The sequence below is a fragment of the Bradyrhizobium ottawaense genome (assembly GCF_002278135.3).
GTDB lineage: Bacteria > Pseudomonadota > Alphaproteobacteria > Rhizobiales > Xanthobacteraceae > Bradyrhizobium > Bradyrhizobium ottawaense.
On sequence record NZ_CP029425.2, the window covers coordinates 2,208,138 to 2,227,723 of the forward strand.

At 64.0% G+C, this 19,586-nt stretch carries 23 protein-coding genes; 7 read left to right on the forward strand and 16 right to left on the reverse strand.

Annotated features, from left to right (window positions below; all coding sequences use genetic code 11):
- Positions 1-75: 75 nt before the first annotated feature.
- From CIT37_RS10500 to CIT37_RS10525, 6 genes are all read right to left on the reverse strand, one after another.
- Positions 76-510 (reverse strand): DUF1801 domain-containing protein, encoded by a 435-nt coding sequence (locus CIT37_RS10500; RefSeq protein WP_095426002.1) that lies wholly within the window; start codon positions 508-510, stop codon positions 76-78.
- A 14-nt stretch (positions 511-524) separates the two neighbouring features.
- Complete coding sequence (locus CIT37_RS10505) at positions 525-719, reverse strand: hypothetical protein (protein WP_085967818.1); 195 nt, start codon at positions 717-719, stop codon at positions 525-527.
- A gap of 59 nt (positions 720-778) precedes the next feature.
- The gene (locus tag CIT37_RS10510; protein ID WP_028145659.1) at positions 779-1,210 is read right to left on the reverse strand and encodes an SRPBCC family protein; all 432 of its coding nucleotides are present in this window, start codon (positions 1,208-1,210) and stop codon (positions 779-781) included.
- The gene (locus tag CIT37_RS10515) at positions 1,207-1,530 is read right to left on the reverse strand and encodes an ArsR/SmtB family transcription factor (RefSeq protein WP_028145658.1); all 324 of its coding nucleotides are present in this window, start codon (positions 1,528-1,530) and stop codon (positions 1,207-1,209) included. Before CIT37_RS10515 ends, CIT37_RS10510 begins: the two co-directional genes overlap by 4 nt.
- 263 nt (positions 1,531-1,793) lie before the next feature.
- The gene (locus CIT37_RS10520; RefSeq protein WP_095426003.1) at positions 1,794-2,243 is read right to left on the reverse strand and encodes a DsrE family protein; all 450 of its coding nucleotides are present in this window, start codon (positions 2,241-2,243) and stop codon (positions 1,794-1,796) included.
- Between the two features lie 43 nt (positions 2,244-2,286).
- Positions 2,287-2,907, reverse strand: coding sequence for a hypothetical protein (locus tag CIT37_RS10525; RefSeq protein WP_028145656.1), 621 nt, complete (start codon positions 2,905-2,907; stop codon positions 2,287-2,289).
- A 304-nt stretch (positions 2,908-3,211) separates the two neighbouring features.
- On the opposite strand from CIT37_RS10525, the gene CIT37_RS10530 reads away from it, so the two are divergent.
- A complete protein-coding gene (locus CIT37_RS10530) occupies positions 3,212-4,753 on the forward strand; it encodes an SUMF1/EgtB/PvdO family nonheme iron enzyme (RefSeq protein WP_028145655.1) in 1,542 nt (513 codons plus the stop codon).
- 17 nt (positions 4,754-4,770) lie between these two features.
- Complete coding sequence (locus tag CIT37_RS10535) at positions 4,771-5,220, forward strand: DUF4399 domain-containing protein (protein WP_028145654.1); 450 nt, start codon at positions 4,771-4,773, stop codon at positions 5,218-5,220.
- Here the strand turns inward: CIT37_RS10535 and CIT37_RS10540 are convergent, their stop codons facing one another.
- The 10 genes from CIT37_RS10540 to pqqA all read right to left on the reverse strand — a co-directional run bounded on the left by CIT37_RS10540 (position 5,221) and on the right by pqqA (position 15,362).
- Positions 5,221-6,276, reverse strand: coding sequence for a 2-oxoacid:ferredoxin oxidoreductase subunit beta (locus tag CIT37_RS10540; RefSeq protein ID WP_018318541.1), 1,056 nt, complete (start codon positions 6,274-6,276; stop codon positions 5,221-5,223).
- A gap of 130 nt (positions 6,277-6,406) precedes the next feature.
- Positions 6,407-8,254, reverse strand: a complete 1,848-nt coding sequence (locus CIT37_RS10545; protein WP_028145653.1) for a 2-oxoacid:acceptor oxidoreductase subunit alpha — start codon at positions 8,252-8,254, stop codon at positions 6,407-6,409.
- Positions 8,224-10,023 (reverse strand): FAD-dependent oxidoreductase, encoded by a 1,800-nt coding sequence (locus tag CIT37_RS10550; RefSeq protein WP_095426005.1) that lies wholly within the window; start codon positions 10,021-10,023, stop codon positions 8,224-8,226. Before CIT37_RS10550 ends, CIT37_RS10545 begins: the two co-directional genes overlap by 31 nt.
- A 236-nt stretch (positions 10,024-10,259) precedes the next feature.
- Complete coding sequence (locus CIT37_RS10555) at positions 10,260-10,937, reverse strand: DUF4286 family protein (RefSeq protein WP_095426006.1); 678 nt, start codon at positions 10,935-10,937, stop codon at positions 10,260-10,262.
- Between the two features lie 24 nt (positions 10,938-10,961).
- Positions 10,962-11,948, reverse strand: a complete 987-nt coding sequence (gene pip, locus CIT37_RS10560; protein WP_095426007.1) for a prolyl aminopeptidase — start codon at positions 11,946-11,948, stop codon at positions 10,962-10,964.
- Positions 11,938-13,137, reverse strand: a complete 1,200-nt coding sequence (pqqE, locus tag CIT37_RS10565; protein ID WP_028145649.1) for a pyrroloquinoline quinone biosynthesis protein PqqE — start codon at positions 13,135-13,137, stop codon at positions 11,938-11,940. Before pqqE ends, pip begins: the two co-directional genes overlap by 11 nt.
- The gene (gene pqqD / locus CIT37_RS10570; protein WP_028145648.1) at positions 13,134-13,445 is read right to left on the reverse strand and encodes a pyrroloquinoline quinone biosynthesis peptide chaperone PqqD; all 312 of its coding nucleotides are present in this window, start codon (positions 13,443-13,445) and stop codon (positions 13,134-13,136) included. Before pqqD ends, pqqE begins: the two co-directional genes overlap by 4 nt.
- Positions 13,446-13,457: 12 nt before the next feature.
- Complete coding sequence (pqqC, locus tag CIT37_RS10575; protein ID WP_038950958.1) at positions 13,458-14,237, reverse strand: pyrroloquinoline-quinone synthase PqqC; 780 nt, start codon at positions 14,235-14,237, stop codon at positions 13,458-13,460.
- A complete protein-coding gene (gene pqqB, locus CIT37_RS10580) occupies positions 14,234-15,163 on the reverse strand; it encodes a pyrroloquinoline quinone biosynthesis protein PqqB (RefSeq protein ID WP_095426008.1) in 930 nt (309 codons plus the stop codon). Before pqqB ends, pqqC begins: the two co-directional genes overlap by 4 nt.
- Positions 15,164-15,281: 118 nt before the next feature.
- Positions 15,282-15,362 carry a pyrroloquinoline quinone precursor peptide PqqA gene (gene pqqA, locus CIT37_RS10585; RefSeq protein WP_007595659.1) on the reverse strand — a complete coding sequence of 27 codons (81 nt, stop codon included), beginning with the start codon at positions 15,360-15,362 and terminating at the stop codon, positions 15,282-15,284.
- Positions 15,363-15,611: 249 nt separating this feature from the next.
- On the opposite strand from pqqA, the gene CIT37_RS10590 reads away from it, so the two are divergent.
- The 5 genes from CIT37_RS10590 to tarD all read left to right on the forward strand — a co-directional run bounded on the left by CIT37_RS10590 (position 15,612) and on the right by tarD (position 19,510).
- Positions 15,612-15,869: a DUF6894 family protein gene (locus CIT37_RS10590; RefSeq protein WP_026202038.1), complete on the forward strand. Its 258-nt coding sequence runs from the start codon at positions 15,612-15,614 to the stop codon at positions 15,867-15,869.
- 200 nt (positions 15,870-16,069) lie between these two features.
- Positions 16,070-17,470 (forward strand): amidase family protein, encoded by a 1,401-nt coding sequence (locus tag CIT37_RS10595; protein WP_028145645.1) that lies wholly within the window; start codon positions 16,070-16,072, stop codon positions 17,468-17,470.
- 2 nt (positions 17,471-17,472) lie between these two features.
- Complete coding sequence (locus CIT37_RS10600) at positions 17,473-17,949, forward strand: glutathione peroxidase (protein ID WP_028145644.1); 477 nt, start codon at positions 17,473-17,475, stop codon at positions 17,947-17,949.
- The gene (locus CIT37_RS10605; protein WP_018318553.1) at positions 17,946-18,203 is read left to right on the forward strand and encodes a DUF3297 family protein; all 258 of its coding nucleotides are present in this window, start codon (positions 17,946-17,948) and stop codon (positions 18,201-18,203) included. Before CIT37_RS10600 ends, CIT37_RS10605 begins: the two co-directional genes overlap by 4 nt.
- Before the next feature lie 137 nt (positions 18,204-18,340).
- Positions 18,341-19,510 carry a D(-)-tartrate dehydratase gene (tarD, locus tag CIT37_RS10610; RefSeq protein ID WP_028145643.1) on the forward strand — a complete coding sequence of 390 codons (1,170 nt, stop codon included), beginning with the start codon at positions 18,341-18,343 and terminating at the stop codon, positions 19,508-19,510.
- Positions 19,511-19,586: the final 76 nt, after the last annotated feature.

Genomic DNA, 19,586 nt, shown 5'->3' on the forward strand with positions numbered 1-19,586 from the left:
CCCCTCCCTGCCCCTCCCCCACAAGGGGGGAGGGAACGGAGAGAGGCTCCGAACTCGCTTTGAACTCGCTACCCCTTAGCGCTTCGCCGGCTTCTTCACCTTGCTCATATTCAACTCCACCGCCGCGCGGATCAGCGCCTTCAACGCCTTTTCGTTGATCTTCTCGCCCTCGCGAATGTCGATCGCGCGCCGGACATTGCCCTCGAGGCTGGAATTGAACAGGCCGGCCGGGTCGTCCAGCGCGGCGCCCTTGGCAAAGGTCATCTTCACCACTTCCTTGTAGGTCTCGCCGGTGCAGATGATGCCGTCGTGCTCCCAGACGGGAACGCCGCGCCATTTCCATTCCTCGACGACCTCGGGATCCGCCTGCTTGATCAGGCCGCGGACCCGCGTCAGCATTTCGCCGCGCCAGTCGCCGAGCTCCTTGATCCTGCCGTCGATCAGCTTGGAGGGCGACGGCCCAGTCGCGTCTTTCGTGCTGGTCTTCTTCGCCGCTACTGCCTTCTTCATCGTCTCGCCTCGTGTCACGCGTTGCCGCGGCGGCCGAGATAGGGCAGCGCGAACAGATAGAGCCCGGTCGCCAGCAGCGGGATCAGCGGGACCAGCGCGAGGAAGCCGATCCAGACGGCCTGGAGCTGCATGGTCATGGCGACGATGTTGGCGATGACGGCAAGCGTGAAAGCCATCGACAGCCAGCGATGGATCTGACGAATCCGCATGTCTGTGCTCACTGGGGTCTCCTTCTAGAGATGATTGGAATGGATATGGCCGGCCGGAGCTATTCTCCCCGCGCCAGCACCTCGTCCAGCTTGGCAAGGAACTGCTTCCAGCCGGCATGCGCGCCGCCGTAAGCCTGCTTCTGCGTCGGGCTGAAGCCCGCCTGCTCGACGCGTAAGTGCGTGCCCGCGCCGGTCGGAGTCAGCGTGAAGGTGACGACGCTCTTGAGGTCGAACGCGGCGTCCTCATGCGAGAAATTCCAGGTGTAGGCGAGCGTCTTCTGCGGCTCGATGGTGAGCACCTCGCAGTCCAGCACGCCGCCCCATTCGCCGCGAAGATTGAAGCGATGACCGACTGACGGCTTGAAGTCGTTCTTCATCAGCCATTCCTCGATCAGATGCGGCTGCGTCAGCGCGCGCCAGAGCCGCTCGGCCGGGAAGGCGAATTCGCGCTCGATCACGACGGAGCGCGTTTCGCTTGAGGCTTCGGTCATTGGTCCATCCTCTTCAGGAGATCGTCGAGTGCGTCGAGCCGCCTCTGCCAGAATCCGGTCATCTGGCTGGTCCAGTCGAGCAGCGGATCGAGTGCGCCGGGCTGCGCGCTGTAATGGGTCTGCCGTCCCTCATGGCGGTCGCGCACCAGGCCGGCCAGCTTCAACGCGCCGAGATGTTTTGAGACTGCCGGCTGGGAAACGCCGGATCTCACGGTCAGGGCCCCGACCGTCTGCTCCCCCTCGCGGCACAGCCGCTCGAAGATCGCTCGCCTTGTGGGGTCGGCGAGCGTCCGGAACAGGAGGTCGGGGGCGAGGGACATGGAAATCCATAACCGGGAAGTTATGGGTTAACTCATAACCGTGGAGTTATGGGTAAGTCAAGCTTGATGGCGGCGGCGGGAGCTTTGCAGCGGAAGGCATCCGCGGGCGCGACTTACCTCTCTCGCTTGCGGGAGAGGTCGACGCGAAGCGTCGGGTGAGGGTTCTCTCCTCTGGGGGTTCTTCATTGCGGAGACACCCTCTCCCCAACCCTCCCCCGCAAGTGGGGGAAGGGGCGCACCTTTCTCGTGGCAACCGCAATGCCCTACGGCCGCAGATACAGATACCCCTGCGACTGCAGCTCAGCCAAACGAACCACGCCGCCTTTTTCCGCGCTCACGAAGCCCGGCAGCAGCTCGGTGAGCGTCACGTTCTGCGCCTTCATCGTGTTGCCGCACGCGGCGAGCTCGACGCCATCCTTGGAGAATTCGCCCACGCGCTTGCTGATGTCGGGGTTGGCCTGCGCCGAGTGGAATGCCTTCAGCGCCGGCCCGTGGATCACCAGCGCGATCGTGACGTGATCAGGACCGCCGACGCCGTCGATGTGGTTCTGGATGTTGCCCAGCACGAAATTGACCTTCTCGGCATCGCTGAGATGGTAGACCACTTTGAGCTTGTTACCCGCGCCCGCTTCCGTCGCGGCTTTCGCGCTGGAGGCACCGAATGCTGCGCCCAGGGCCGAGATAGCGCTCCACACGATGTTCCGCCGGTTCATGGCGATCTCCCTCGACTGGACTGAATTCGCCGGGGACATATCATCATTTGTGGCGGAGCGCTGCGAGTTCCTTGCGGTCGGTCACCAGCGAAGCGCACTCGCTGTTGTCGGTGCGGTCGAGGCGGAAAATCCGGTCGTCGGCACCGCCGACCAGCGACTGCTCGGCCTCGTCATCCGGCTTGTTGTTCTGCCAGACGCGGACCCGTTCGAGCCGCACGATCGCCGATCTGTCGTCTTTGGACAGTGCAACGCCGATGCCGCCGCCCTCGCAATCGACACCGCAACCGAGGCGAACCTCGTTGCCGTCCTTGGTGAATACGGCGTGGTTACAAGAACCGCTGGAGTCGAAATCGCCGGAGCGATGGCGGTACCTGAAGCCCAGGCGGAAGGAATTGTGCAGCTCCCTGTCTTCCTTGTCCAACTCGGCTGAGATCAGCAGCTTCATCGAAGCGACCTTCTGCTTCGGATGCCGCGCCAGATGCTCCGCATCGTAGCGGCGGACGAAGCAGGCATAGGCCTTGTTGCCGGGGGTGCCCGCATACATCCGCGTGTTGAAGGTCTCGGCCTCGGCCTTGCTGGCTTCGCGGATGTCGTCAGCCTCATCCGCGTGGGCCGCGCTGATGAGTGCGGCAACGGCGAGGGCAGTCAGGAGAGAGAGCTTCATGATAGCCTCGAGCGCAATAGCTGAGCTGTAGGCTTTAGACGCGGCCCAGGTGCGACGCGTTCAACGCGCGCAAGTCGCGCATGATCATCGCAGCGCGGAGTGGGATGGATAGTTCCAGGCACGGCGTTAGTCACCGGCAGGGCGAGGAAGGTTCAACCGATGCGACGCCTTCGCCTTCCGGAACTCGATCCCTGGGAGTCCTTCGACATTGCTCCATTTCATCAATGTGATAGCCTTCACAGACGGTCGCCTTTAGCGGTCGTAAGCTGGGGCTGCCTTTGTAGGTTTGTGGAGTCCCCCCGCAATGGGCGAAATTCGCAACTTCAGACCCGGAAGTCAGGATGAGCCGCCTCCGCACGGCTCAATGCCTCGTCGTCTCGCAGCCATCATCGTCGGTGACATCGCCTCCTACAGCCGCATGATGCAGGCCGACGAGGAGGGCACGCATGTCCGCGTCAAGCGGATCGAGCGTGATCTCATCCAGCCCAGCATCGTCGAACATCACGGGGCGCTGGTGAAGACGACGGGCGATGGCTTCATCGCGATCTTCGACAGTCCTGTCGAGGCCGTTCGCTGCAGCATCGTCATCCAGCAGAACCTCATCGGCCGCAATGCCTCGCTTCCGAAGCACTCCCGGCTCGAATACCGGATCGGCGTCAATCTCGGTGACGTGATCGTGGAGCCGGACGATGTCTATGGCGACGGAGTCAACATCGCCACTCGTATCGAGGGTATCGCCGAGCCCGGTCACGTCTATATCTCAGGCGCGATCTACGAGCAGATCAAGCACAAGGTGGTGTGCGGCTATGAGTCGCTCGGGGACCGCAAGGTCAAGAACATCACGGATCCGGTGCGCGTCTATCGCGTGCTGCCGGACGCAGATGCCGTCGGAAGAACGCGAGGACGGCGCGAGAATACTCTGATCTTTCTCCTTGGCATCACGCTGCTGGTGATTGCGACCGGCGCGCTGTGGTATCTGCTGGCGCAGCCGCGGGGTAGAGTGGGCGAGCAGGCCGCCACGCCGGCCGCATCCCCGGTCGCTTCCCCGAGCCCGCTGGCTCCGCCGCGCGAAGCGGCGACGCAAACGCCGCAACCATCTCCGTCATTGGCGTCGTCTCCGGCACCGGCGCCCAGCCCGTCGGTCGCGCCGCCCAGCCCATCGGCCACGCCGCCCCGCGAACCCGAGATGATCGCCATTCGCGGCGGCAGCTTTGCGATGGGAAGCAATGACGATCCGACCGAACGTCCTGTCCACCAGGTCACGGTCAAGCCGTTCTCGATCGGCAAATATCCGGTGACCGTGCAGGAATGGAACGAATGCGCGGCCGCAAAGGCGTGCAGCTTCACCGCTACCGGCAAAGACGATGCGCCGATCAGCAATGTGAGCTGGACCGACGCGCAGCAATATGCGGGGTATCTGGCGCAGGCGACCAAGAAGCCCTACCGGCTTCCGAGCGAAGCCGAATGGGAATACGCCGCGCGCGGCGGCACGCAGAGCAAATATTGGTGGGGCGACAAGCTCCAGCCAGGCATGGCCGGATGCAAGGATTGCGGTGACCTCGCGGCCGAGCAGCCGGCGAAGGTCGGCAGCTTCAAGCCGAATCCGTTCGGCCTCCACGACATGGGTGGCGGTATCGATCAATGGGTCGAGGACTGCTGGCACAAGACCTATCAGGGCGCGCCCACCGACGGCTCGGCATGGAGTGGCGGGGACTGCAGCTCGCACGTCCTGCGCTCGGGCTCGTGGAAGAACGATGCAAGATATGTGAGGCCATCCAATCGCGATGGTTACGACACCAATGTCCGTTATCCCACGCATGGATTCCGCGTCGCGCTCGGTCCGTAAGTGCTGGAGTGGATTTGATGAAGATCATTCATTGTGTCGCATTGGCGACGGCGATCGCAGTGCACCCGGGCGCAGCCTACTCGCAGGGAAAGACCGCGCCAAAGGACGCAAAGCTCTATTTCATCACGCCGCACGATGGGCAGAAGGTTCGCGGTGGATTCTGGGTCCGGTTCGGGCTGCGCAACATGGGCGTGACGCATGCCGGCGACGATTACCAGAATGCCGGTCATCATCATCTGCTGGTCGACGTCAACGATCCCATCGATCCCAAGGAGCCGATCCCGCAGGACAAGTCGCACCTGCATTTCGGCGCAGGGCAGACCGAGACCATGCTGGACCTTGCGCCGGGGACTCACACCCTGCAGCTGGTGCTCGGCGACGCCAAGCACTATCCGTTCGAACCGCCGGTCGTGTCGGAGAAGATCACCATACGCGTCAGGTCGCCGGCTGCGGCCCGGAGCAAATGATCACCGCAGGCTGGCGTTGATCTTGTCCAGCACGGCCGAACCCGGGCACAGCGTGTCCGCTTCCAGCGTGTTGAGCGGCGTCTCGACCGTGTTGAGATGCTCGTGCAGATCTTCGGCGTCGGGGTCGACGTAAAGGAGACCCGTGACGATCTGCCCCTTGGCGGCGTGCCGCGCGAGGAAGGTCTGGGCGCCCAGCCGGTCATGCGGATCGTAGTCGGCGTCGATCTTGCGCAGCGCGATCTTGCTGCCGTCATGCTGCTCGACCATTTGCACCGTGCCCGGCGCATAGTCCACCGCGATGGGGTCGCGGCCGACCAGCACGTCGAGCCGGTTCACGGCGTCGTTGTGCTCGCGGACATAATCAAAGCTCTTGGTCGAGCCGGCGTGGTTGTTGAAGGCGATGCAGGGGCTGATGACGTCGATGAAGGACGCGCCCTTGTGGCGGATCGCGGCCGCGATCAGCGGCACCAGCTGGGTCTTGTCGCCGGAGAAGCTGCGCGCGACGAAGGTGGCGCCCAGCTGCAGCGCGATCGCAACGAGGTCGATGGCGTTGTCGGTGTTGGTGACGCCCTTCTTGGACTTCGAGCCGCGATCGGCGGTGGCCGAGAACTGGCCCTTGGTCAGCCCGTAGACGCCGTTGTTCTCGACGATGTAGGTCATGTTGACGCCGCGCCGGATCGAGTGTGCGAACTGGCCGAACCCGATCGAGGCGGAATCGCCGTCGCCGGAGACGCCGAGATAGATCAGATCGCGGTTGGCGAGGTTGGCGCCGGTCAGCACGCTGGGCATGCGGCCGTGCACGGAGTTGAAGCCGTGCGAATTGCCGAGGAAATAGTCCGGCGTCTTCGACGAGCAGCCGATGCCGGAGATCTTCGCCACCCGGTGCGGCTCGATCGAGAGCTCGTAGCAGGCCTCGATGATCGAAGCCGTGATCGAATCGTGACCGCAGCCGGCGCACAGCGTCGAGATCTTGCCCTCGTAGTCGCGATGCGTGTAGCCGAGCTCGTTCTTCTTGAGGCCGGGATGATGGAATTTCGGCTTTGCGATGTAGGTCATGAGAGCACCTGCGATCCCAAGCCCGTCATGGCCGGGCTTGTCCCGGCCATCCACGTCTTGGCCGGGAAGAAGAAAGGCGTGGATGCCCGGATCAAGTCCGGGCATGACGATGGAGAGAGCAACGCGTCGGTCATGACACGGCCTTGCGGAGCGGGGTCACCTTGAGGTGATCCTGGTGGTCGCCAATGGCTTTTGCGATGAAACGGGCGGTGATCGGCGAGCCGTCATAGTGCACGATCGGCACGAGGCGCACCGGGTCGATGCCGTTCTCGTTGACGATCAGCTGGCGGAGCTGGCTGTCGCGGTTCTGCTCGACGACGTAGACGAAATCGTGCTCGGCGAGGAAGCTCGCCACGCTCGAATGGAACGGGAAGGCGCGGATGCGCAGGCGGTCGAGCTGATGCCCGCGCGCTTCCAAAAGGCCGATCGCCTCGTCCATCGCCGGTGAGGTCGAGCCGAAATAGATCACGCCGTATTTGGTCGGCCGTTCCGCATTGGCCTGCAGCGGTCGCGGCACCAGGTCCTGCGCGGTCTCGAACTTGCGCATCAGGCGCTGCATGTTGTCGGCGTAGACCGAGCCTTCCTCGGAGTAGCGCGCATAGCGGTCCCGCGAGGTGCCGCGGGTGAAATAGGAGCCCTTGGTCGGGTGCGTGCCGGGATAGGTGCGGTAGGGGATGCCATCGCCGTCGACGTCGAGATAGCGGCCGAAGTCGCGCCCCTCTTCCAGCATCTCCTCGGTCATCACCTTGCCGCGGTCGTATTGCCTTGCGTCGTCCCATTTCAGCGGGCGGCAGAGCCGGTGGTTCATGCCGATATCGAGGTCGAGCATCAGGAAGATCGTGGTCTGGATACGCTCGGCGAGATCGAACGCGGCGGCCGCGAATTCGAAGGCCTCGGCGGGATCCTCGGGGAACAGCAGCACATGCTTGGTGTCGCCGTGCGAAGCATAGGCGCAGGCGATGATGTCGCATTGCTGGGTGCGGGTCGGCATGCCCGTCGAGGGGCCGGCGCGCTGGATGTTCATGATCACGGCCGGGATCTCGGCGAAGTATGAGAGGCCGATGAACTCGGTCATCAGGGAGATGCCGGGGCCCGACGTCGCGGTGAAGGCGCGGGCGCCGTTCCAGGACGCGCCGATGACGATGCCGATCGAGGCCAGTTCGTCCTCACCCTGGACGATGGCGTATTTCGCCTTGCCGGTCTCAGGATCGTGCCGGTATTTCTTGCAGTGCGCGGTGAAGGCTTCGGCCACCGAGGAGGACGGCGTGATCGGATACCACGCGCATACCGTGGCGCCGCCATAGACGGCGCCGAGCGCGGCGGCGCTGTTGCCCTCGATGAAGATGCGGTCGCCGACCTTGTCCGACTTTTTCACCCTGAGGCCAATCGGGCATTTCAAATTCTGCAGCGCCCAGTCGCGCCCCAAATGCAGCGCATGGACGTTGGAGGAGAGCAGCTTTTCCTTGCCCTTGTATTGCTCGCCGATCAGCTGCTCGATCAGCTTCGGGTCCATGTCGAGCAGCGCCGAGAGCGCGCCGAGGTAGATGATGTTCTTGAACAGCTGGCGCTGGCGCGGATCGGTGTAGGTCGAGTTGGTGATGGCGGTGAGCGGCACGCCGATTACGGTGATATCGTCGCGGAATTTGGTCGACGGCATCGGCTTGGTGGAATCGTAGAACAGATAGCCGCCGGGCTCGATGCCGGCCACGTCCTTGTCCCAGGTCTGCGGGTTCATCGCCACCATCATGTCGACGCCGCCGCGGGCGCCGAGATGGCCGTCCTCGGTCACCCGCACCTCGTACCAGGTCGGCAGGCCCTGGATGTTGGAGGGGAAGATGTTGCGTGGGGACACCGGGACGCCGTGCCGCAGGATCGCGCGCGCGAACATCTCGTTGGCGCTGGCCGAGCCCGAGCCGTTGACGTTGGCGAAGCGGACGACGAAGTCGTTTACGCTGCTGATCGGCTTTTTGTCGGGCATGTCGAACCTGCGTGGGTCATCTCGATGAAATATTTCTGCATGTCCCAGGCGCCGGTGGGACAACGCTCGGCGCACAGCCCGCAATGCAGGCAGACGTCCTCGTCCTTCACCATTACGCGCCCGGTTTTGAGATCCGAGGAGACGTAGAGGTCCTGGTCCGGATGCGGCGAGGGTGCCTTCAGGCGCTGGCGCAAATCGCTTTCTTCGCCGTTGCCGGTGAAGGTGATGCAATCCATCGGGCAGATGTCGGCGCAGGCATCGCACTCGATGCAGAGCGAGGTCGAGAACACGGTCTGGACGTCACAATTCAGGCAGCGCTCGGCTTCGCCCAACGCCAGCTTGACGTCGTAGCCGAGCTCGACCTCGGCGCGGATGTCCTTCAGCGCGATCACCTTGTCGCGATGCGGCACCTTGTAGCGTTTGTCGATCGAGATGTCGTTGTCATAGCTCCATTCGTGGATGCCCATCTTCTGCGATGAGACATGCACGTCGGGCAGCGGACGCTCGGTAATGTCTTCGCCCGAGAGCATCTTGTGGATCGACAGCGCGGCGTCATGGCCGTGCGCCACCGCCCAGATGATGTTCTTCGGGCCGAATGCAGCATCGCCGCCGAAGAACACCTTTGGATTGGTCGAGGCGAATGTCTTGGGATCGACCTTGGGCATGTGCCATTTGTCGAACTCGATGCCGCAATCCTGCTCGATCCAGGGGAAGGCGTTCTCCTGGCCGACCGCGACCAGCACGTCGTCGCAGGGAATGGTCTGATCGGGGTCGCCCGAAGGCACGAGGTTACGGCGGCCTTTGGCGTCAAATTCGGCTTTGACGTGCTGGAAGGTGACGCCGATGAGCTTGCCGGCGACGTGCTTGAATGCCACCGGCACCATGTAATTGAGGATCGGAATATCCTCGTGGATTGCGTCCTCCTTCTCCCACGGCGAGGCCTTCATCTCCTCGAAGCCGGAGCGCACGATCACCGTGACTTTCTCGCCGCCGAGGCGGCGCGCGGTGCGGCAGCAATCCATCGCGGTGTTGCCGCCGCCGAGCACGATCACGCGCTTGCCGATCTTGTCGACATGGCCGAATGACACGTTGGCCAGCCATTCGATACCGATATGGATGTTGCCCGCCGCTTCCTTGCGGCCGGGAATGTCGAGCTCGCGGCCGCGCGGTGCGCCGGAGCCGACGAAGATCGCGTCGTATTTCTCCGCGAGCAGCGACTTCATGCTCTCGATGCGGTGGCCGCCCTTGAAGTCGACGCCGAGACCCAGGATGTAGCCGGTCTCCTCGTCGATCACCGAATTGGGCAGGCGGAATTTAGGGATCTGCGTGCGCATCATGCCGCCGGCTTCGGGATCGGCATCGAACACGGTGCAGTGATAGCCGAGCGGCGCCAGATCGCGCGCCACCGTCAGCGAGGCCGGACCACCGCCGACGAAGGCGACGCGCTTGCCGTTCTTCGGCGAGGGGCACGGCAGGCGCTGCCTGATGTCGTCCTTGAAATCGGCGGCGACGCGCTTGAGCCGGCAGATCGCGACCGGCGTCTCCTCGACGCGTCCGCGGCGGCACGCCGGCTCGCATGGACGATCGCAGGTGCGTCCCAGAATTCCGGGAAACACGTTCGATTTCCAATTGATCATATAGGCGTCGCTGTAGCGGCCTTGTGCGATCAGTCGGATATATTCGGGAACCGGGGTGTGCGCAGGACAGGCCCATTGGCAATCGACCACTTTGTGAAAGTAGTCGGGGGCCGCGATATCGGTCGGTTTCATTCCTACCCTGTCCGCGCAGGCTCAAAGACCCGGCGGCCTCTTCTGAGCTTGGCGAACGCTTAACGCGCTGCGATCTGGTTTCTGAATGACGTCATTGGGTTAGCTTATTAGAACCTTTCCGAAGTACAACGGCAAAGTTCGGCGCGTCCCCGCTTTCATGGGAGCTACGCGCGCACAGCATTAACGGCCGTGCGCGATGCGCGTGCGGTGCAATATGTTGCGATGCAGATGGTTGTTCAGCCGCGCGCGATATCGCTCTTCGCGAGATCCCACATCAGGCTGTAAGTCCCGACCGAGACGGGCAGCGGGAAGGGTGATGCGGCAGGGCCGGTGAAGCGCTCGGCGATCACGGCCGAGACAGCGCCGACATGCGTGCCGTCGATCAGCGCGAACCAGTCGCGGACGCCTTCGTTGCGCACCGCCGGAATGTCCGCTGTCGCGCCGGACAATTCCGGCTCGCTCTCGAGCAGATGCATGGAGATGATGCCGTCGCGCTTCTCCGGCGCCAGCTTTTCTTGCAGTGCATCACGCCATGCGCCGGCATTGTCGGGCGTCGGCCGCAGGCGCACCACGCCGAGCGCAGCGCCGCGGCCGGTGCCGTTGCTGATGGTAATGCGCGCGACGACACGGAGCATGTCCTTGAAATGCGCCATGCTCCGCCGCGACCATTCGGTCTGGTTGGCCAGCCGCGCCCGATAGGCGGGACTGTCGAGCACGTCGAGCGTCGCGGTCGAGTACAGCGAGAGATATTTGGGATTGGCGGCATGCGCGACATAGCGCCGCGCTTCCAGAAAGCCCTCGATCGCGACGCGCTCTTCCAGATGTTCGCGATCGTACCAGCGGTTGAAATCGGCCTCATTGGCTGCGTCGATGTTCATCGACGTCAGCAGCATGCCCTTTCCGGCGAGCGGCATTTTCTTTTTGTCCTTTTTCGCGCATTAGCGCGCGGCCTTCGACGCAAGGTCGGCAATCGACTTCATCACCGCATCCCTCACGCCGGCATCATAGAGCGAATGTCCGGCTTCTTCCACGAGGCGAATCTCGGAACCCGGCCAAACTTTCGCGAGCGTGTGTGATGTCTCAGGAGGGCACAACAGGTCGTAGCGGCCCTGCACGATAATGCCGGGAATGCCGGCGAGCCGGTCCGCGTTCCGCAGCAGCTGGTCTTGGTTCATGAAGGAGTTGTTGATGAAATAATGTGCCTCCATGAACGGCGTCGCCGGCAGCGTGCGCCACACGTTCAGTGACGCCAGGTCCAGCCGCGTCTTCGCCACCTTGTGCTCCGACAGGGCTCGCTCGGTATCGTGCCAGGCGCGGGCCGCAGGTCCGTGAATGGCCGGATCGGCATCGAGGATGCGGCGATAATAGGCTTCCACCGGGCGCGCGCGTTCCCCGGGCGGCAGCACGCTCAGAAAATCCTCGTAGAGCGCGGGATAGAATTGCGGCAGGCGCACCGTGAAGGCCGTCTCGACCTCTGCCCGCGTGCCCAGGAAGGTCGCGCGGAGCGCAATGCCGGAGATGCGCTCCGGATGGGCCTGCGCGTACGCCAGCGCCAGCGTCGCGCCCCAGGAGCCGCCGACGACCATCCAGCGTTCGAAGCCGAACTTGTCGCGGATCATCTCCATGTCCGCGATCAGATGTTCCGTGGTGTTGTGCTCGCGCGATCCCTTGGGCCGGCTGCGGCCGCAGCCGCGCTGGTCGAACAGCACGGCGCAGAAGCGATCAGGGTCGAACAACCGGCGATGATCGGGCTGGCATCCGCTGCCGGGCCCGCCGTGCAGGTAGACCGCGGGAATGCCGTCGCTGCGACCGACGCTCTCGACATAGAGCTCATGGCCGTCGCCGACGTCGAGCATGTCGGAGGTCAGCGGCGCAAACGGATCGGCGCGCCTCGCGGCTGTGCCTGCGTCGGCGTCAGGCCCCATTCTCGGATTCCAGGGTGCCGCCGGCGAAGTTGCGATAGAGGAAGCGGCTGGTCTCGCCCTCGGCCTCACGCTCGGCCTGCTTGAAGATGGTTTCGTGCAGCGGCGACAGTGCGCAGGCGGGATCGGTGTTGGCGGCATCGCCGGTCAGCGCAAAGGCCTGGCAGCGGCAGCCGCCGAAATCGATCTCGCGGAATTCGCAAGACTTGCACGGCTCCTTCATCCAGCCGGTGCCGCGATAGCGGTTGAAGGCCTCGGAGTTCTGCCAGATCCAGGCGATCGAATGGTTGGAGCGCACCGACTCGAAGTCGAGCCCGGTGATGCTCTCGGCGGCGTGGCAGGGCAGCACCTTGCCGGCGGGCGAGATGTTGAAGAACTGACGGCCCCAGCCGCCCATGCATTTCTTCGGCCGCAGCGCGTAGTAATCGGGAACGACGTAGTCGATCGCAAGCGTGCCCTTCAGCCGTTCGCGCGCCTCCTCGACGAGGCGGGTACATTCGTCGAGCTGCGCCACCGTCGGCATCAGCGCGGCGCGGTTCTTCAACGCCCAGCCGTAATACTGCACATTGGCGACCTCGAGCCGGTCGGCGTCGAGATCGACGGACATCTGGATGATGTCAGGCAGCTGGTGCAAATTCTGCCGGTGCATCACCGCGTTCACGGTGAGCGGCAGATCGAGCTCGCGCGTCCACTTTGCGACCTCGAGCTTCTTGCGGTGGCCGCCCTTGTAGCCGGCGACGCGATCGGCGAGGCCTTCCTCGATGCCCTGGAACGAGATCTGCACATGGCAGAGCCCGGCATCGGCGAGATCGCTGAGCTTCTCGCGCGTCAGCAGTACGGCCGAGGTGATCAGGTTGGTGTAGAGGCCGACGTCGCTGGCATGCTTGACGAGGTCGACGAGGTCCTTGCGCGCCGTCGGCTCGCCGCCGGAGAAATGCACCTGCAGCACGCCGATCTCGGCGAGCTCGCTCAAGACCTTCTTCCATTCCTCGGTGGTCAGCTCCTTGCCCGAGCGATCGAGCTCCACCGGGTTGGAGCAGTAGGGGCATTGCAGCGGGCAGCGATGGGTGATCTCCAGCAGCACGGCGAGCGGAATGCCAAAAGTCTCCGCTGTCGAGCGCTGCTTCTCCAGCACCGCGAGGCTGTCGCTGGCGTTGGGCGGGACGGTGGGATTGCCGAGCACATCGCTCATGACGTCTTCTCCCGGGCTTCCGTGAGAAAGCCCTTGTCGGCGAGATCCTGCAGCATGACGATGACATCGGCCAGGATCGCCTCGCGCGGCGCGGCGTATTTGACCGCCAACGCGTCCGCAATGTCGCCGACGCTGCGCTCGCCGTTGCAGAGCTGCAGGACCTCGACTGCGATCTCGTCCGGGGCCAGAACACGTTCCGGCGCCAGGATCACCCAGACCTTTCGCGTCTCGTCATATTTCAGCTTGGCATGCCGCGGCAGCACCGGGCGGCTTGCCTCGCTGACGCTGATGTTCCGCGGCCCGGCCATTCCAGTTCCTCTTCAGCTCGCTTTGGGCACGAACGCGCCCGGCGGAATGTTGCCCTCGACATAGGCGTGCTGGAGCGCGTCGAGCTGCACCCATAGCACGTTGGTCTTGAAGATCAGCGCGTTGCAGACGGAGGCGCGCTCTTCCGGCGTCCTTGCATGCGCCTTGACATAGTCGAGCGCAAAGCCGGCATCGCGCGGCGCCTGGGTCAGGCGACGCTTGAAGTAGCTCATGATGTCAGGATTGACGAAATCATAGTGCTCCAGCATGCCGGAGATGCGTTCTTCATGCAGATTTGGCGCGAACAGCTCGGTAAGCGAGGAGGCGATCGCCTCCAGCGGGCTCTTCTCGCGGCAGTAGTGGACGTAGGCTTCGACCGCGAAGCGCGTCGCCGGCAAGATGCCTTCGGTCGATTCCACGTAAGCCGTGTCGAGCCCGAGTCCTTCCGTCAGCTTGATCCAGCGCTCGATGCCGCCCTCGGAGCCGACATCGCCGTCATGGTCCTCGATGCGATGGCGCCATTCCAGGCGCGTGGCGCGGTCGCGGAAGCGCGAGATCACCACCGCGTCCTTGATCGGGATGGTGCTCTGGTAATAGTAGCGGTTCAGCGCCCAGGCCTGCACCTGGCCCTTGTTCAGCTTGCCGCCGTGCAGCAGCTTATGGAACGGATGCAGGCTGTGATAGCGCGTCGCCCCGATATGGCGCAGCGCCGCCTCCAGCTCCTCGGCGCTCGTGAGCTTGATGTCCTTGCCGATCGAGAGCGCAGTCATTCCAGTCATTGACGCCGCATTCACAGCACGATCTCCGTTCCATCCGCCGGTATCTGCCAGCCCGCCTGCTCAGCGGCCTTGCGCTCGGGTGAGGCAGGCAGCAGCGCCGGGTTCGAGTTATTGATATGCAGAAATATCTTCCTGTCGATAGCAAGGTCGGCCAGCCGCGCGATGGCGCCGTCCTGGCCGGACATGGCGACATGTCCCATGCTCTTGCCGGTCTTGTGGCCGAGCCCGCATTTGATCATCTCGTCGTCCTGCCAGACCGTGCCGTCGAAGAACACGAGCGAAGCGCCGTCGATCTCGGCCTTCAGCGCGTCGGTCACCTCGGCGCACGCCGCGATGAAGTAGAAGCACTTGCCGGTCGCCTTGTCGGTGATCTTCAGGCCCAGCGTGTCGCCGTCGCCGCTCTCGCCACCGGGATGCGCCTTGCCTTCCAGATACCAGGCCGACTTGCCGGGGACTGCGAAGGCCAGCACTTCCAGCCCGGAGCGCGCGCCATCCGGTAGCCGCGGTTCGAACGGCTCGCTGATGTCGATCGGCTGGCGCCGCACGTTCTTTTCGTTCAGCACGTCGAAGATGCTGTTGCTCTTCAGGATCGCCAGCACCTTCTCGTGCGCATAGACCGTGAAGGGCGAGCCCTCGCGCATCGAGAGCAGGCCTGCCACCGCATCCACCTCGCTGTTGGTCAGGATAACGCCTGCGATCGGCGTATGGCGCAGCGCGCCCGCTTTGGGGTGCAGCTGCGGCGTGGCATTCAATTGCTGCCGCAGGTCCGGGGAGGCATTGATCAGGAACCAGTGCTCGCCGTCGCCGCTGAAGGCGACCGAGGCTTGGGTTCTCAAGAGTTCATGGCCGTTCTCACGGGCCGCCCGGCAGCCCTCGCAGCCGCAATTCCATTGCGGCACTCCGCCGCCGGCTGCGGCGCCCAGGACGACGACGCGAAGCATGATCCGTCTCCTGGAAGCAACGTCACGGAGGTGGATCTCAGGCCGACACGATTTCCATCATTCGGAAACCGGTCGTGACCGAAAGATCCACCTGCGCTGAACGCAGATCACCAACCGCTTACTTGCGGGTGGCGCTCACGTACATGTTGATTTCCATGCCGCAGGGCACTTCGACGATCTTCGGGGCTTTCCAGGCCATTTTGGCACTCCATTTTCGCGAATTCGGACGTATCCGCCCACCCGTTAAATTAATGCGCGCCGAGAAGTTCGCCAGTGAAATTTTCCCGAGAAGCCCATGTTGCGCCGCGAAAAAAAGCCCTCGGGAACACCACTTCTGGGGCGCTGCCTTGCGTTCGGCGCATTCGGTCGCGAACCCTGTCCTGATAAAGCAGTTGTGAGTGCAGTGCAGCTTTCAATCCGGTACAGGCGACCCAACTGGATTTCGATGATGCCCAGATACTACTTCAACACCCGTATCGGCGACGAACTGATCGTGGATCCCGAAGGCGAGGACCTGCGCAACCCCGACCGCGCCTGGGAGGTCGCCCGCCAGATGATCCTGGAGGTGGTGAAATCCGAGGGCACCCAGCGCGCCCTGCTGGACGCCGTGATCGAGGTGACCGACGCCGAAGGCGAGATCGTGCTGGAGTTCCCCTTCACCGAGGCGCTGCTGGACATCCCGGACGCGTCCGCGACGCGGCACTAGCCCCCACTCTCTCCCCGTCATTGGCCCTTGCGACGAAGCAATCCAGACTGCCTCCGCGGAGGGATTTCTCGATTGCTTCGCTGCGCTCGCAATTCAATGACGAGGGACCACCCGGCGCCTCAGCGCCTTCGCCCCTGCGAAATCCGCATGGCTTTGCCGCGTTCCCGGCGCTAAAAGACGCCGGTTACACGGAGCAAGCCATGCAAGATCTCTGGCGCCTGTCGGCTGCCGACCTCGCCACCCTCGTCAAGTCCAAAAAGGTGTCCGCCAGGGAGGCCGCTAAGGCCGGTCTCGCCCGCCTGGACGCCGTCAATCCCCAGCTCAATGCGGTGATCGACCACCGGCCGGACGACGTGCTCAAGCAGGCCGACGCCGTCGATGCCGCCATCGCGCGGGGCGAGGACCCCGGCGTGCTCGCCGGCGTGCCCGTCACCATCAAGGCCAATGTCGACCAGGAGGGCTTTGCCACCACCAACGGCCTCAAGCTCCAGCGCGATTTGATCGCGCGCGAGGACAATCCGGTGGTCGCCAATTTCCGCAAAGCCGGCGCCATCCTGCTCGGCCGCACCAATTGCCCGGCCTTCTCCTATCGCTGGTTCACCACCAACCTCGTCCATGGCGACACCAAGAACCCGCGTGACGCCTCTCTGACCCCGGGCGGCTCGTCCGGCGGCGCCGGTTCGGCGGTCGCGGCCGGCATCGGCCATATCGCCCACGGCACCGACATCGCCGGCTCGATCCGCTACCCCGCCTATGCCTGCGGTGTGCACGGCCTGCGCCCGACGCTGGGCCGCATCCCCGCCTTCAATCCGGCACTGCCGGAGCGCCCGATCGGACCGCAGATCATGGCGGTCTCGGGTCCGCTGGCGCGCACCGTCAACGACCTCAGGATTTCACTGGCTGCGATGTCGGCCCGCGACATCCGCGATCCCTGGTACGCACCAGTGCCGCTGGAAGGCCCAGCACGGGACAAGCGCGCCGCGCTCTGCCTCAATCCGGACGGCCTTGCCACCACGCCCGAAGTGAAGGCGGCGGTGATCGATGCGGGCAAGCGCCTCGAGCGTGCCGGCTGGACGGTCGAGACGATCGAAAACACGCCGTCGATGCGCGAGGCGGTCGAGTGGCAGATCAAGCTTTGGCTCGGCGACGGCTATGAAGCGCAGCTGGAGATGGCCGAGCGCGAGGGCGATCCCGGTGCGCTGGCGTGCCTGCGCGGCAATCGCGGCAGGGTCACGCCGATGGATCAGGCCAATTACGCCAAGGCGCTGACGCGGCGGGCCACTCTGACCCGCGACTGGATGCTGTTCTTCGAAAAATACGCGGTGCTGCTGACGCCGGTGTCCGGCGAGCTGCCGTTCCCCGATCATCTCGATCGCAAGGACGATGAGTCCTTCAAGCGCGTCTGGGAAGCGCAGCTGCCGCAGATCGCCATTCCCTTCATGGGTCTGCCGGGCCTCGTGGTCTCCACGGGTCTGGTCGGCAAGGCGCCCGTCGGCGTGCACATCGTCTCCGGCCGCTACCGCGAAGACCTCTGCCTGCTCGCAGGCGAAGCGATCGAGGCGGGCGGCGTGCCGCCGTCGCCGATCGATCCCGTGGGTTAGCGATGTCCGCGATCTACGATTTCAAGGCCAACTCGCTTGCGGGTGAGGAGGTTGCGCTCCGCCGCTTCGAGGGGCAGGTGCTCCTGATCGTCAACACCGCGAGCAAATGCGGCTTCACGCCGCAATATCGCGGTCTGGAGGATCTGCATCGCGATCTCTCGCCGCGCGGCTTCTCCGTGCTCGGCTTTCCCTGCAACCAGTTCGGCGCGCAGGAGCCGGGGCAGGCGAGCGAGATCCAGGCGTTCTGCTCGACCAATTACGACGTCACCTTTCCCTTGTTCGAGAAGATCGACGTCAACGGCGCCCATGCGCACCCTCTGTATGAGTACCTGAAACACCAGCAATCGGGCTTGTTAGGGGCCTCCATCAAATGGAATTTCACCAAATTCCTGGTGGACCGTCAGGGCCGCGTAATCGCGCGCTACGCGCCGACCGCACGGCCCGAAGGATTGCGGAATCAAATCGAGACCCTGTTATGAGCGAGACAATCATGAGCGACGAATTTCCGGACCGCCTGTCGGTCGATCCGAACAGCCCCTATTACAACGCAGACATCCTGGCGCGCGACGTCGGCATCCGCTTCAAGGGCGTCGAGAAGACCAATGTCGAGGAATACTGCATCAGCGAAGGCTGGGTCCGCGTCACCGCCGGCAACGCCAAGGACCGCCACGGCAACCCGCTGACCATCAAGGTGCACGGGCCGGTGGAGCCGTATTTCAGGGATAAGAAGTGACGGCGAAGCCGTCATTCCGGGGCGATGCGAAGCATCGAACCCGGAATCTCGAGATTCCCCGGTGCGCAATTGCGCACCTGAGGTCAGGTCCTTCGGACCATCCCGGAATGACGGGCTAACAAATCGAAAGGCCCCCCATGTCCGTCCGCATCGTCGACGTCCGCGAGATCACCAAGCCGATCTCATCGCCGATCCGCAACGCCTATATCGACTTCACCAAGATGACGACGAGCCTCGTCGCCGTCGTCACCGACGTCGTTCGCGACGGCAAGCGCGTGATCGGCTACGGCTTCAACTCCAACGGCCGTTACGGGCAGGGCGGCCTGATCCGTGAGCGTTTTGCCTCGCGCATCACCGAGGCCGATCCGAAGTCGCTGCTGAATGCGGCCGGCGACAATCTCGACCCCGACAAGGTCTGGGGCGCGATGATGACCAACGAGAAGCCCGGCGGCCACGGCGAGCGCTCGGTCGCAGTCGGCACCATCGACATGGCGGTGTGGGACGCGGTGGCGAAGATCGCGGGCAAGCCGCTGTTTCGCCTGCTCGCCGAACGGCACGGCGTCAAAGCCAATCCGCGCGTGTTCGTCTACGCCGCCGGCGGCTATTACTATCCCGGCAAGGACCTCTCGATGCTGCGCGGTGAGATGCGCGGCTATCTCGATCGCGGCTACAACGTCGTGAAGATGAAGATCGGCGGCGCGCCAATTGAAGAAGACCGCACCCGCATCGAGGCGGTGCTGAAGGAGATCGGCAAGGACGCGCAGCTCGCCGTCGACGCCAATGGCCGCTTCAACCTGGAGACCGGCATCGCCTATGCCAAGATGCTGCGCGACTATCCCTTGTTCTGGTACGAGGAAGTCGGCGATCCCCTCGACTACGCGCTGCAGGCCGCGCTCGCCGAATTCTATCCAGGCCCGATGGCCACAGGCGAGAATCTCTTCAGCCACCAGGACGCCCGCAATCTGATCCGCTACGGCGGCATGCGCCCGGACCGCGACTGGCTGCAGTTCGACTGCGCGCTCTCTTACGGCCTGTGCGAATACCAGCGCACGCTGGAAGTCCTGAAAACCCACGGCTGGTCCCCCAGCCGCTGCATCCCGCATGGCGGCCACCAGATGTCGCTCAACATCGCCGCCGGCCTCGGCTTAGGCGGCAACGAGAGCTACCCCGACCTGTTCCAGCCCTACGGCGGCTTCCCGGATGGCGTTGGCGTCGAGAACGGCCACATCACCATGCCGGACCTTCCGGGCATCGGTTTTGAAGGCAAGTCGGATCTCTACAAGGAGATGAAGGCGCTGGCGGAGTAGGGTCGACGGCGTCTCCAACAACTCGGTGTCGTCCCCGCGAACGCGGGGACCCATAACCCCAGGGAGAGGTTATGGA